12 protein-coding genes are annotated in these 13,813 nt (G+C 39.4%); 8 read left to right on the forward strand and 4 right to left on the reverse strand.

Translation table 11 applies throughout. The annotated features are described in order from the left end of the window. Nucleotides 1–373: 373 nt before the first annotated feature. The 4 genes from FBQ94_RS07815 (at nt 374) to FBQ94_RS07830 (ending at nt 6,775) form a co-directional block, all read left to right on the forward strand. Complete coding sequence (locus FBQ94_RS07815; protein ID WP_007221574.1) at nt 374–2,761, forward strand: PAS domain-containing protein; 2,388 nt, start codon at nt 374–376, stop codon at nt 2,759–2,761. A 160-nt stretch (nt 2,762–2,921) separates the two neighbouring features. Next, nucleotides 2,922–4,565: a DEAD/DEAH box helicase gene (locus FBQ94_RS07820; protein WP_051006196.1), complete on the forward strand. Its 1,644-nt coding sequence runs from the start codon at nt 2,922–2,924 to the stop codon at nt 4,563–4,565. Nucleotides 4,566–4,571: 6 nt separating this feature from the next. After that, nucleotides 4,572–5,036: an EamA family transporter gene (locus tag FBQ94_RS07825; RefSeq protein ID WP_007221576.1), complete on the forward strand. Its 465-nt coding sequence runs from the start codon at nt 4,572–4,574 to the stop codon at nt 5,034–5,036. 428 nt (nt 5,037–5,464) lie between these two features. Beyond that, entirely contained in the window at nt 5,465–6,775 is a 1,311-nt protein-coding gene (locus FBQ94_RS07830) for an MFS transporter (protein WP_007221577.1), read from the forward strand. 229 nt (nt 6,776–7,004) lie between these two features. On the opposite strand, the gene FBQ94_RS07835 is transcribed toward FBQ94_RS07830, so the two are convergent. Continuing rightward, nucleotides 7,005–7,193, reverse strand: coding sequence for a hypothetical protein (locus FBQ94_RS07835; protein WP_285442081.1), 189 nt, complete (start codon nt 7,191–7,193; stop codon nt 7,005–7,007). A gap of 185 nt (nt 7,194–7,378) precedes the next feature. Between FBQ94_RS07835 and rbp the strand changes: the two genes are divergently transcribed. The 3 genes from rbp to FBQ94_RS07850 all read left to right on the forward strand — a co-directional run bounded on the left by rbp (nt 7,379) and on the right by FBQ94_RS07850 (nt 9,248). Then, nucleotides 7,379–7,726 (forward strand): RNA-binding regulator, encoded by a 348-nt coding sequence (gene rbp / locus FBQ94_RS07840; RefSeq protein ID WP_007221578.1) that lies wholly within the window; start codon nt 7,379–7,381, stop codon nt 7,724–7,726. Between the two features lie 152 nt (nt 7,727–7,878). Continuing rightward, on the forward strand, nt 7,879–8,307 hold the full coding sequence (locus FBQ94_RS07845) for an FKBP-type peptidyl-prolyl cis-trans isomerase (RefSeq protein ID WP_007221579.1): 429 nt from the start codon (nt 7,879–7,881) through the stop codon (nt 8,305–8,307). A 500-nt stretch (nt 8,308–8,807) separates the two neighbouring features. Beyond that, nucleotides 8,808–9,248 carry an FKBP-type peptidyl-prolyl cis-trans isomerase gene (locus FBQ94_RS07850; RefSeq protein WP_007221580.1) on the forward strand — a complete coding sequence of 147 codons (441 nt, stop codon included), beginning with the start codon at nt 8,808–8,810 and terminating at the stop codon, nt 9,246–9,248. A gap of 3 nt (nt 9,249–9,251) precedes the next feature. On the opposite strand, the gene mtnP is transcribed toward FBQ94_RS07850, so the two are convergent. After that, nucleotides 9,252–10,115 (reverse strand): S-methyl-5'-thioadenosine phosphorylase, encoded by an 864-nt coding sequence (gene mtnP / locus FBQ94_RS07855; RefSeq protein ID WP_040544082.1) that lies wholly within the window; start codon nt 10,113–10,115, stop codon nt 9,252–9,254. 261 nt (nt 10,116–10,376) lie between these two features. On the opposite strand from mtnP, the gene polX reads away from it, so the two are divergent. Beyond that, on the forward strand, nt 10,377–12,101 hold the full coding sequence (gene polX, locus FBQ94_RS07860) for a DNA polymerase/3'-5' exonuclease PolX (RefSeq protein ID WP_007221582.1): 1,725 nt from the start codon (nt 10,377–10,379) through the stop codon (nt 12,099–12,101). 68 nt (nt 12,102–12,169) lie between these two features. Here polX and FBQ94_RS07865 read toward each other — a convergent pair whose 3' ends face one another. Further along, a complete protein-coding gene (locus FBQ94_RS07865; protein ID WP_007221583.1) occupies nt 12,170–12,475 on the reverse strand; it encodes a P-II family nitrogen regulator in 306 nt (101 codons plus the stop codon). 4 nt (nt 12,476–12,479) lie between these two features. After that, nucleotides 12,480–13,475 carry a sodium-dependent bicarbonate transport family permease gene (locus FBQ94_RS07870; RefSeq protein WP_007221584.1) on the reverse strand — a complete coding sequence of 332 codons (996 nt, stop codon included), beginning with the start codon at nt 13,473–13,475 and terminating at the stop codon, nt 12,480–12,482. Nucleotides 13,476–13,813 lie beyond the last annotated feature (338 nt).

A 13,813-nucleotide genomic window follows, 5' to 3' on the forward strand; every position in this document is an offset into this window, starting at 1 on the left:
CCAATTAAGCGGGAAGGACGCATGGCAAGAAAACAGTTCCTTTGTTTTTTTGTCAACAGGAACATTATTTTTTCTTGACATGCTTTTTCATAGATGACTGGCCAGGTAGTCTTTCGTTAGGTAAGAATATGTTCGGTTTCATCCTTTGGATACTATAGTTTCTGAAAAATAATTTTTGGACAGCCTGTTTAGAGTCATATGCGTTACCTTAAGCAGTAAAATAAACCTTACCTTGATTGTAGAGGAATTTTCATTTCTCAGGTTGAACACGGACAAACCATCCCTGTTCAAGACATACTGGGACAGGGTTTGTCCGTACCACCCCAAATACTGCTTTAGAGATCTTAAGAATACACTTCAAGGAGTCCTGCACATGAACTCATCTCTATCTACAAGAGGTAAATTCCTCATATTCACTCTCTGTATTTCCCTCATACCTATAGCGATAATTACAACAATATACTTTCTGAATGCCAGAAGTACACTAAAGTATCAGATTCTTGAACAATTAAGAGCAGTTGCAGAATCAAAAAGGCTTCACATGCTATCCCTTATGGAAAGGATAAAGACACAGACCATAGATTTCAGCTCCGACGAATTCATAAGAAATTGCATGAGAAGGGCTCTTCGCGGAGGTTCCTTTTATCACGATGAGGCAATAAGATTAAACAAATATTTTTCTGAGAATAAGCAACTGCTTAACCAACATTTCATAGCAATAATCCTTGTAGATAAATATGGTAAGGTAATCTCGTCTACCAATCTGAATTTTATTGACAAAGATATGTCAAATAACGATATCTTTACTCAAGGAATAAGTAAAAGCGAAGGTAAAACTCATATTAAACTCCATTACCTCTCTTCCCTTAACACAAATTGTATATTAATTTCTACGCCCATTATTTCTCAACATAACGCAGGGTTGCTCGGTGTTATCATTAATGTCTATAACCTTAGATTCTTGAATGAAATTACAACCGACCGTGTCGGAATGGGGGAAACTGGTGAAGTGTATCTGGTTAATAGAGACAAGGTGATGCTGACCGAATCGAGATTTATAGAAGATGCATCACTGAAGCAGAAAGTAGATACAGAGCCTATTCGTGCCTTTGCGGAGAATAATGAAGAGATAGTTGGTATATATAAAGACTACAGGGGAATACCTGTTATTGGCGCCTCGATGATTATACCCGGATATAATTGGGTGCTTTTGGCAGAGATAGATGAAGCAGAGGCCTTTGCACCAGTAAGGATATTGGGTATTGTTACGCTGATCTTTGGAGTGGTTGTTGCTGCATTGGTTACCGGTGCGGGGGTTATTTTTACTATTTCAGTATCAGGGCCGATTAAGGATTTAAAGGATGCAGTAGAAAGATTTGCTGATGGAGACTTGAATTATCCGGAGAAGATACGTTGCAAGGGAGATATTGGCTTACTGGCCAGGAATTTTCATACAATTGCTGAAAGGCTCTTAAAGGAAATTGTTGAACGGAAACGGGTGGAAGAAATGCTGCAACACACCGACATAGAACTTCGCCAGGTATTGAGTTCGATTTCGGATTATATTTGGAGCGCTGAAGTTGATAAGAAAGGTACATTTACCTATCGTTATTACTCTCCCGTGGTGGAAAAGATCACCGGCCGGCCTCCGGAATTTTATGTACGGGGGCCAGAGCACTGGTTGGGTACTCTACATCCTGAGGATCGAACCAGGCTGGAAAATGCATTAATTCGCATTTCAGTGGGCAAGTCAGCTCTTGAAGAAGAGGAGTACCGGATTATTAAGCCGGATGGAACGATTCGCTGGGTGCGTGATAGTATCGTTGCGAAGAAAGGGGAGAATGAATCTATCCATCTGCATGGTGTGGTATCCGATATTACCGAGTACAAACGGGCGGAGGAATCGTTGCGGAAAAGTAAAGCCGGTTTTGCGAATGCGCAACGAATAGCTCATCTGGGAAACTGGGAATGGGATATCAGGGAAGATAAGCTGTATTGGTCGGATGAGCTTTATCGTATCTTTGGTTTGTCTCCGGATACGTTTACTCCGACTTACAGGGTGTTCCTGAGTTTTGTTCATGGAGACGACAGAGAGTCTGTGAAAAAATCTCTTCGTGAATCTATCTGTAAGAGAAAGCCTTATACTAATAATCTCCGTATTATTTTACCAAACGGCCGGATACGCATCATTCATGTACAGACTGAGATCATAAGTAATCAGAGAGGCAAGGTGGTTAAAATGAATGGAACGGTTCAAGATATTACTGAATTTAAGCGCATAGAAGATGAACTGAGAGTGCTGAATGAATCTTTAGAGCAACGGGTGGCAGAGCGGACTACGGAACTCATGAAGGTAAATGAGGAATTACGGAAAGAGATTGCAGAGCGAAGACAGGCAGAGGAGGCATTGCGTACAAATGAAAGTAAGTATCGTTTGCTCTTAGAGAACCTGCCACAAAAGATATTTTACAAGGATAAAAATTCAGTATATGTGTCTTGTAATCAAAATTACGCTGCGGATCTATCGATAAAATCGGATGAGATTAGAGGAAAAACGGATTATGATTTCTATCCCGGGGCAATAGCTGAAAAATACCGGGCGGATGATAAAAGGATTATGAAATCAGGGCGAACAGAGGAAATAGAAGAGAACTATATCAAGGATGGGCGGGAATGCATTGTGCATACGGTAAAAACCCCCGTAAAAGATGAAAAAGGTACTGTTGTTGGTATCTTAGGTATATTCTGGGAGAAAAAATAGCCGTATAAATTTATTTATTGCTTTTATTATCATACTATGATATGAGAATAGAGCGAAAGTCCTGGTTTTCTTAAATTTGTTGAAGATGAACGAGGAAATGGAAATTATTAAAAGGAATATTGAGGGGGATAGGAAAGGGTATATGGAAGAACTAACTGATATAGAAAAATTAAGATTTGAAGATTTACATGTATCAGAAGAACTACGAAAAGCAATTAAAGATATGGGTTTTGAAGAAGCCACTCCAATACAGTATCAAGCTATTCCCTATATATTAAAAGGAAAAGATATCATTGGGCAAGCCCAGACAGGCACCGGGAAGACTGCAGCGTTTGGGATTCCCACACTCGAAATGATAGATCCTGGTACCAGAGAATTACAAGCGATAATTTTATGTCCTACAAGGGAATTGGCAATCCAGGTTGCCGAAGAGATGAAAAAATTATCAAAATATAAAAAGGCCATTGAGATTTTGCCGATCTACGGAGGGCAACCTATAGAACGTCAAATTAAGGCATTAAAAAAAGGTGTGCAAATTATTATTGGTACTCCGGGGCGTGTTATGGACCACATGAACCGCCGTACGCTAAAAATGGATGCCGTAAGAATAATCATATTGGATGAGGCGGATGAGATGTTGGATATGGGGTTTCGGGAAGATATCGAATTTATTATGGAGAAAATCTCCAGGAAGAGACAAACCATTCTCTTCTCCGCAACTATGCCTCAGGCTATTTTAGATTTGACAAAAAAATATCAAAACGATCCGCAATTTATAAAGGTTGTGCACAAGGAACTTACAGTTCCGTATATTGAGCAATTTTATTTTGAGGTAAAAGAGCAAGCGAAATTAGAGACACTATCCCGCTTAATCGATATCTATAATTTAAAATTATCACTGGTATTTTGTAACACAAAAAGGCGGGTAGATGACCTGGTGGAACATCTCCAGGCAAGAGGATACCTGGCTGATGGTTTGCATGGGGATATGAGACAATCACAAAGAAATAGCGTTATGTCCAAGTTCAGGAAAGGAACTATCGAAATTCTGATAGCAACTGACGTAGCAGCCCGGGGAATTGATGTAGAGGATATAGAAGCTGTCTTTAACTATGATGTGCCGCATGATGAAGAATACTATGTACACAGGATAGGAAGAACGGGCAGGGCGGGAAGGAAAGGTCGCTCATTTACCTTTGTTGTAGGGAGAGAGATTTATCAGATAAAGGATATACAACGATATGCGAAGACGAAAATTACACCTCAAAAGATTCCTTCTCTTGGTGACGTAGAAGAAATTAAAACAAATTTACTTTTAGGGAAAGTAAAAGAAACAATTAATGAAGGGCATTTAGGGAAATACATTCACTGGGTTGAAGGCCTGGCTGGTGAAGATTATACCTCCATAGATATTGCCGCATCTTTATTAAAAATAATTGTAGGGGAAAAGAGTAAACAAGCACCAACACAAGAGGAAGATTTTAGAGATACAGGACCCGCAACATCAGAAATGGTGAGATTGTTTATTAATGCGGGGAGCAAGCAGAAAGTACAAGTTAAGGATATTGTCGGAAGCATTGCCGGTGAAACAGGTCTTTCCGGCAAGATAATCGGAGCTGTTGATATTTTTGACAATTATACTTTTGTAGAAGTGCCGAAAGAGTACGCAGAAGATATCCAGGACGCCATGAAAGATATTAAAATCAAAGGGAAGAAGATTATTATAGAACCTGCCAGCCAAAAAACAACCGGAACAGCATCTCAGAAATCTTATGGGAAAAAAGGTAGACGGCGCAGGAAATAATTGTACATGAGAGCCGATTATTTTGTGATATTTTCTTCTGGTATTACTCTTCTGATGTGGGGCCTTTGGGGCTTTTTCGGAAAACTTGCAATTGAAAGAAACATGTCACCGGTCTCTATCTTTCTAGCCGAAGCGCTTATTTGCCTGATGTGTGCAGTATTTGTTTTCCTGTTTTTTTTCCGTACGGAAAATTTTCTTCCATGGCGCACGTCCTGGAATATATTTGGTTTCTTATCCGGAGTAAGTTTGGCTTTGGGTCTTGTGTTCTATTATTTTGCGCTCCAAAGAGGCCATGCAAGTCTGGTCGTGCCCTTAACTTCCCTGTATCCTGCTGTGACAGTAGTTCTGAGCTATGCAATTCTCGCTGAGCGACCAAGCTTAACCCAGTGGATTGGACTCATACTGATTCTTATCGGTGCATTTCTTTTGCTCTCAGGTCCGATTGAGGGCAGGCAAGACAACTATAGATAACTTTATGAGAATTATGGTATATCCTGGTTTACAATCTCATGGAATGTAGAGGAAATTCAAAGTTTCTCGCTATGCCATGAACATACCCCTAACCCCTCTCAAGAGGGGAATCGGAGAAGTCCCCTCCCGGGAGGGGATTAAGGGGTGGGTAAAAGTCGCTGGGTTTCTCCCTTTAAAACCCAACCTAATTAAATTGTATAGGAATTTTCATTTTATGTAAGCGGTTTTCAAGGTGGCACGGACAAACCCTGTCCCTGTATGTCTTAAGCAGGGATCGTTTGTCCGTGCTTGCTTCAAATGCCAACGTGGATAGGGAATATAACGCACTGACAAACAGAGTTTGTCAGTGCCACCCTTGACTAAACGACAACTTGACGTACATAGTAAAAGAATAACGACGGGGCATTTCTCCTTAAGTTATCTATAATATGCAACTTGATGATAAGAAAGCGATCTTCGGATGGAGTATGTATGATTGGGCTAATTCGGCTTTTGCTACCACCGTTATGGCTGGATTTTTTCCCATTTTTTTTAAACAATACTGGAGTATTGGCGTTGATACCACGATAACTACAGCGAGGTTAGGATTTGCAAATTCGGCCGCAAGTATGATTATAGGTTTAGGAGCGCCCATATTAGGAGCCATTGCTGACAAGGGGACTTCGAAAAAGAAATTTCTTTTCTTCTTTGCTTATATGGGTGCAGTGATGACTTCATGTCTGTGCATGGTCTCTCAGGGTAACTGGCCGGTAGCCATTCTTCTGTATATCTTTGCAACTATTGGATTCTTAGGAGGGAATATCTTCTACGATGCATTGATCACAAGCGTGGCATCCGGGAAGAAGTTGGACTTTGTCTCCGGACTAGGTTTTTCTTTGGGATATCTGGGAGGTGGTATCCTTTTCGCATTCAATGTGTGGATGGTTCTCAATGCTAAAATATCTGGATTTTCAGATACCGGGAAAGTAATAAAATCCTCATTCCTTTCCGTGGGCATCTGGTGGGCTGTATTTTCTATCCCTCTTTTCCTTTTTGTAAAAGAACCTAAAAATACTGAGATAAAATTACCGGTAACTATGGTAAAAGCAGGTTTTACCCAATTAAGAAAAACATTTCAGAACGTCCGGCATTTAAAGACGGTTTTTCTCTTTCTTATGGCCTATTGGTTCTATATTGATGGGGTAAATACTATTGTCTACATGGCGATAGATTATGGTATTTCTATAGGCCTCGAATCCCGTGATTTAATTGTTGCATTACTTATCACGCAATTCATTGGGTTTCCATCTGCTTTGGGGCTTGTTTATCTTGGCGGTAAGATTGGCGCCAGATATGCTATCTTTATCGCTCTTGCAATTTATTTATTTGTTTCCTTCTATGGCGCTTTTGTGCAAAGTAAGAATGAATTCTATATATTAGCTATTACCATTGGTTTGGTTCAGGGCGGCATTCAGGCATTGAGCCGTTCATACTATGCAAAAATAATTCCTGTTAACAAATCAGCCGAGTATTTTGGCTTTTATAATATGGTAGGTAAATTTGCTGCTGTTATTGGCCCTGCCTTTATTGGTGGAATCAATCTGATGATGAGATCTCTTGGGTATAGCAGTGATAGTGCATCGCGATTTGGTATTTCGTCTGTTTCGCTCTTTTTTATTATTGGTGGAATCTTGTTCTCTCTTGTAAATGAAGAAAAAGGGCGGAAAGAGTTGAAATACTTATCTCAGGATTCTGTTTAGAATTTTTCGTAAGATGGAAAATATTTTCTTTTTATCTTTCATTTCCTCTATTATGCGGTATAGTATACCTAAGAGAAAACAGTACTACTGTACGAGATTTTTTATAAATTACCTGATTGCAAGGTAACTATCAGATTGATAAAAAATTTAAAAATCTGCTTATGATATCTGATTTATGAATCTTTTATAGCAAAGAGATCCCCCATCGAATTAAAAAGGAATCCTAACCTTATAGATACTGTAAAGGTGGGGTATACGTATAGTTCCCACACAATCGTGCTGCATCGATCTTTATTAAGGGCAACTCATCTTTTTTTTGATATCCAAATTCAATCTCCAGGTACTTCCGATACACTGCCTCCAGATATCTTAGATCTACTCCATATACTGTTTTATTGTTACATAAGGTAGTCTTCAACAATTGTATAAGCTCTTGGATTTTCGCATAAATCTATACGTAGGTTCTTTCGATAACAGAATTTGTATGGCATGTATTTTAACTTTTTAGACTATGGTGTTTAAAATTTGTAACTGTTTTTACATTGGTTTATTTGTGAGGATAAATCGTAGGCAAGGGCTTTAAAGAATAGAAAGGAGATACGCGTGAATATTTACGTAGGTAACTTACCACATGATGTTAGTGAAGATGATTTACGACAAGCTTTTGAGGTTTTTGGAAAGGTAACATCCGCTACTGTTATAAAAGACATATTCAGCGGGACATCAAAAGGGTTTGGGTTTGTGGAAATGCCTGCTAAAGCTGAAGCACAGGCTGCAATCAATGGCTTGAATAGCAAAGAATTAAAAGGAAAAATGATTGTCGTTAATGAGGCTCGTCCACGTGAAGAAAAACGAAGGGGCGGCGGTGGCGGTGGAAGAGGTAGCAGTAGCGGCGGTGGCAGGGGTGGAAGATACGGTAGTAGTGGCAGCGGTGGAAGGCGACGTTTCTAATAAAGATACCATGCGGAATAACGCAGGATATCATGTTACTTAACAACGTGTTTGCAGCTATGTTTTGCCTAACACATTTGGTTTTAGCATATGCTGGAGGACGTTATTAGATTCCTCAGAAGGGAGCTATTATAAGACGAAAGGAGTGAAAAATGAGACAGGCAAAATATGGCGATACCGTTAAAGTACATTACACGGGTAAATTGGATGATAGTACAGTATTTGATTCCTCTGAAGACCGTGAACCTCTGCAGTTTACTATAGGCAATGGTCAGATAATTCCAAGTTTTGAACAATCGGTGGTGGGAATGAGCCCCGGAGAATCAAAAACCATCAACATTAAATCGGAAGATGCATATGGGGGTCATAACGAAGAGATGGTAGGGGTTGTAGGCCGGGATCAATTTCCCCCCGATGTGGAGCCAAAAGTTGGACAACAGTTTAAGGTCCGTGGCGCTGATGGTCAAACATCGGTAGTTACGGTAACTGATGTTTCTGAATCGGATGTGACATTAGATGCTAACCATCCTTTAGCTGGTAAAGACCTCATTTTTGATATCAAACTTATAGATATTGCATGATCGCCTTTCGTTATCATTTCAATCAGATAGTACAGAAATTTCTCATAGGAAGGCTGAGGTAATTTGCTTCTTTTATCAGAGGCATTATGCTAAGGTACGACTGCGAATGTACCGTTCCGTGTACTCTCTGTCAGATCGATAATTATAGAAAATTGTGTACACTCATGTAGGGGTGAACGGCCATTCGCCCCTACATTGTTTATCCTTTTTCAGTCTTCATTTCTTGGTTTGTATCTTCTCTTCCAGAAATTGTGCCATGTCACATTCTTGTGATATCGCAATTTTGTATCATGTCACAGTATTCACATTATCATGATCAATCATTCCATGCTGTTCGCCATCTAAAAAACTACACTGAGTTTATTATCTTATCGATTATGTACTACGAAAAGTAAAATTTAATCATTCCGTATCTTTTTCATACTATTGGCATATCTTTTTCTCTATAGTACTTATCACCTTCCTTGGATTGTACAACAACACAGGAGGAGCAAAGAGAAGTGGCACGGGCAAAATATGGTGATACTGTTAAGATTCACTATACGGGAAAACTTGAAGATGGTACGATATTCGATACCTCAATTAATCGAAAACCTCTGAGATTTACCATAGGTAAAGGTTCTATCATTTCTGGTCTTGAAGAAGCAGTAATTGGGATGAAGCCGGGTGAGTTAAAAACAATCAAAGTACCATCAAATAAAGCACATGGTTCATATGACGAAGAATTGATTGTCGTAATAGACCGAGAAGAATTTCCATCCAATTTGGAACCGGAGGTAGGTCATCAGCTCGATATTTATCAAGAGGATGGCGGGACTGTTGTAGTCACGGTGACCAATATTACTGAACAGGAAGTAACTCTGGATATTAACCATCCTTTAGCCGGCAAGGATCTTGTTTTTCATTTTCAGCTCATAGAAATTATTCCACCGTCCCATTGATAGTTATCTTAAATATTTTCCGAAGATAACATCGAGCTTCTTCTTAACGCTCTCTGGAATCGTGTTTTTATGAGTTACAATAGCATTTTGTACTGCTGTTGCGCAAGAACAGCTTCTCTTTTGTTCTATTTTTGGAATAGCGCTCCTGAGAATCTGTTTTGCCGTTTCAGCGTTTTTATTTAAATTTGCAATAATCATTTCCAGCGTTACCGGTTCTTCTTCTATGTGCCAACAGTCATAGTCTGTAGCCATAGCTAAGGTACTGTAGCATATTTCTGCTTCCCGCGCCAGTTTAGCCTCCTGAAGATTTGTCATGCCGATGACGCTAACTCCCCATTGTCTGTACACATTCGATTCTGCCCGGGTAGAGAATAAAGGGCCTTCCATGCACAAATAAGTACCGCCTTTGTGCACCCGTACACCAATGGATTTAGCCGCATTAAATAAAGTATTGGCAAGGGTACTGCATACCGGATCGGCGAAACTTACATGTCCTACAATTCCTTCTCCGAAGAATGTGCTGATCCTGCCTTGTGTTCTGTCAAAGAACTGGTCTGGAATAACAATGTCTAAAGGTTTAATCTCTTCTTTCATACTTCCAACAGCGCTGACAGCAATGATATGTTCCACACCTAACTTCTTCATCCCGTAAATATTAGCCCTGAAGTTGAGTTCTGATGGCAAGATCATGTGTCCTCTGCCATGACGTGGCAGAAAAGCTACTTTCCGTCCTTCTAAGGTTCCTACCATAAAACTATCAGATGGCTTGCCAAAAGGGGTATCAATTGACACCTCTTTTACCTCTTGAATTCCCTCTATATTGTAAAGGCCGCTTCCCCCAATAATGCCGATCATCTGTTCTCTCATGTTTATCTCTCCTTTTACCATAACCTTTCTTGCTACAGAGCAACGAATCTCCAGGATCAAAATCTTTATTGTTTGTATTTTTTTTCGCCTGAGCAATATGGTTACTGCTCAGAATAAAAACGTCTAGATTATGCGAAAAGTATCCTCTCTGTGTCAATAAATAAAATTTGAAGTGTTTTGAGGACGTTGATATAATCCACCTACATGTGAGAATTTCCCTGTATGTTTAATAAGCAACAATGAAAAGAAAAGGATGATGATGTGAAAAATCATGAGATTGCAGCATTATTTGAACGGATTGCTAATGTACTGGAGCTTAAAGGGGAAAATGCTTTTCGCATAAATTCTTACCGGAAGGCTGCCCGGATACTTGGAGATGTAACGGAGGATATAGAAGTACTTGCCAGGGAAGGGAAATTAAAGGATATTCCCGGCATCGGAGAAGGTATGGCCGAAAAAATTATGGAATATATTCATACCGGAAAAATGTCCAAGTACGATGAGGTAATGAAGGAAATTTCTGAAGAAACAATAACCCTTATGCAGATACCTGGCTTAGGTCCAAAAACCGTAGCCATGTTGAATAAGAAATTAGGTATCGTGAGTTTGAGTGACCTTGAGAAGGCTTTACAAGAAGGCAAGCTAAAGGGGTTATTTGGGATGGGAGATAAGAAGATTCAAAATATTATGAGAGGGATCGAGCTATTTAAGACGAGTCAGCAGCGTATCCCTATTGGAATGGCATACCCTGTTGTGAAAGGGATTATAGAAGTATTAAAACACCATTCACAAACAAGAGATATCCAATCAGCAGGTTCGTTGCGCAGAATGAAGGAAACTGTTGGGGATATAGATATACTAGCCACCGGTACGCATGGTGAGGATATTGTAAAATCTTTTGTAACTATGCGTGGTGTAACACAGATATTAGCAGCAGGGGATACCAAAGGAAGTGTTCGGGTGGAGGAAGGTGTGCAAGTAGACTTGCGAGTGGTTCGTGAAGATGAGTTCGGTTCTGCATTACAATACTTTACCGGCTCAAAGGAACACAACGTCCATCTCCGGGAGATTGCTAAAAAGAAGGGATATAAGATCAGTGAGTATGGCATCTTTAAGGACAATAAAAAGATTGGGGGAAGTAGGGAGGAGGAAATTTATAAGGTACTGGGGATGGACTGGATACCGCCTGAGTTGCGGGAAAATAAGGGAGAAATCGAAGCTGCTCAGGAGGGGAAGCTACCGAATCTCATTAAACTTTCAGATATCAAAGGAGATCTCCACAACCATTCTGATTGGAGTGATGGCAATTCCACTTTTGAGGAAATGGCCAAACGAGCTATGGATATGGGATATAGGTATCTCGTGGTATCGGATCACTCACAATCACTCCATGTGGCGAATGGTTTGAGGGAGGAAGAACTGCTTGAAGAGATTGAGGAGATTGATAATTTGAATAAAAAATTGAAAGGATTTACCTTATTGAAGGCGACAGAAGTGGATATTATGGCTGATGGGTCTATTGATTTTCCTGATAAACTATTAGAAAAACTGGATGTTGTTATAGCTTCTATCCATAGCGGATTTAAGCAAGAGAAGAAAAAAATTACCGAACGAATGATTGCTGCTATTCGCAATCCTTATGTCAACATCATCGCTCATCCAACAGGCCGGTTAATTGGTAAACGTGAAGGGTATGAGATAGACCTGGATAAGGTTATGGAGGCTTGCGTTGAAACCGGTACGGCGCTTGAGCTTAACTGTTATTATGATAGGCTCGATCTCAATGATAGCAATTGCAAAAAGGCAAAAGAGACAGGAGTTATGATTGCAATTAGTACCGATGCCCACCATGTGGATCAGATGTGGATGATTGAATTGGGTGTGGGGATAGCCCGCAGGGGTTGGCTGGAGGCAAAGAATGTAATTAACACATTCTTACTCCATGACTTAAAAGCCTTTTGTAAGAAAAAAAGGGCAGCTATCTAATTACTTCACACAACGATAGCGCTTATTCCTCTATCTGATCCAACAGGGTAGAACTTTCCCGAGGAAATTCAGTCATCACCTCTGTGTATTCTCAATATAACATCAGAGACGATACAAAGCCCACCAAACTTTTTTATAATAGGCTTTATAGCCTCTACAACCTTATGCATCTGATTTTCCTCACCCACAACTAATATGTAACTGTTTTTAAATAAATCTGCAAATTCATAACCAGACCGCACCCCCCGATGGCCTTTTCCTGTTACATCTTTTATAACACTGTAACCAGAAACTCCAACCTCTTCAAGGAGTTTAATAATATTTTCAACTTCAAGAGAATCTGTTACTATTTCTACTTTTACCACTCTTTTCATATTTTTATTTCCAAAATAAGGGAATCCATTGATCAGTTCTCATAATTAAATAGTAATACAAAGGTATTCCTACGATAATATTGAACGGAAAGGTAATAGCTAAAGCCATGGGAACGAATAGGCTTGGATTTGCCTCAGGAAGCGACAATCGCATAGCTGCAGGGACTGCAATATATGAAGCGCTGGCACAAAGTACTGAAAAAACGAGGGCATTTTCTGGCTGCAAGTGTATGAGCTTTGCTATAAAAATAGCAACACACGCATTAAGAACTGGAACTAATATCGCAAAAGGCGGTAAAAAGAATCCTGCGCTTTTCAGATCGCCAATTCTTTTTGCTGCCAAAAGTCCCATATCAAGAAGAAAAAAGCTTAGCATTCCCTTGAAGATGTCTTTTGTAAAAGGTTTTAAAGTATCCCACCCTTCTTCACCTGAAGCTAATCCAATCAAAAGACTACCGGATATAAGTAATACAGAACCATTCAGGAAGGCCTCCTTCATGACCATACCCCAGGAAAAGTGATTACCCTCTTTATTATTCGGAGCAAATAATCTTGCTAAGATAATACCGATAACGATTGCCGGTGATTCCATAAGCGCAAGCGCTGCTACCATATACCCTCCAGGCTCAAGACCTAATGTCTGAAGAAAAGTAACAGCGGTTATAAACGTTACCGCACTTATGGAACCATATGTTGCAGCAATTGCTGCAGCATTATAAGTATCCAATTTAATCTTTAAGATAAAGAATGTATATATCGGTACAATAATAGCCATTAATATACCAGCAGACAAGGAAAAAATAACTTCCTGATTGATACCTGTTTTACGAAGCTCGACTCCACCATGAAATCCTATAGCAAGCAAGAGGTAGAGTGAGAAAAGCTTGGGTAGGGGGTCGGGGATCTTGAGGTCTGATTTACAGAACGATGCAATCATTCCGAGAAAGAAGAAAAGAACCGGGGGATGCACTAAATTATTAATAATAAGACCAATATCCATATCTTTTCTCCATTCTCCATATTTTCTCCTTATGTATAAAATAACAATAAGCTTAAGTTAAATATTATGCCCGTTATGAGCTACTCAATATGAAATTTAAATTTTAATCTAAAACGGATAGGGTAATACACAAATAGTATTCCAAATTAATTATTATCTTAGAATATAATATTAGTGTTTATATAACAAAGACTTAGCTGAATAGTGATTAATTGTTTTAGATTATACAGGCAAATTATGATAAAATGTTATCATTTCATTTTTGAAATTTATTTTCCAATTTCGCTTTATTACTACTACGGTAAGCTCACACAGGAGCCGAAAATACTATCTAACTA

The sequence above is a fragment of the Candidatus Jettenia sp. AMX1 genome, assembly GCF_030263775.1.
Classification (GTDB): domain Bacteria; phylum Planctomycetota; class Brocadiia; order Brocadiales; family Brocadiaceae; genus Jettenia; species Jettenia caeni.

Excerpts from the sequence above, each read along its gene's own strand:
- FBQ94_RS07815 (WP_007221574.1), top strand. The coding sequence starts at position 374 with ATGAACTCATCTCTATCTACAAGAGGTAAATTCCTCATATTCACTCTC.
- FBQ94_RS07825 (WP_007221576.1), top strand. The coding sequence starts at position 4,572 with ATGAGAGCCGATTATTTTGTGATATTTTCTTCTGGTATTACTCTTCTG.
- FBQ94_RS07830 (WP_007221577.1), top strand. The coding sequence starts at position 5,465 with ATGCAACTTGATGATAAGAAAGCGATCTTCGGATGGAGTATGTATGAT.
- FBQ94_RS07845 (WP_007221579.1), top strand. The coding sequence starts at position 7,879 with ATGAGACAGGCAAAATATGGCGATACCGTTAAAGTACATTACACGGGT.
- mtnP (WP_040544082.1), bottom strand. The coding sequence starts at position 10,115 with ATGAGAGAACAGATGATCGGCATTATTGGGGGAAGCGGCCTTTACAAT.
- FBQ94_RS07865 (WP_007221583.1), bottom strand. The coding sequence starts at position 12,475 with ATGAAAAGAGTGGTAAAAGTAGAAATAGTAACAGATTCTCTTGAAGTT.
- FBQ94_RS07870 (WP_007221584.1), bottom strand. The coding sequence starts at position 13,475 with ATGGATATTGGTCTTATTATTAATAATTTAGTGCATCCCCCGGTTCTT.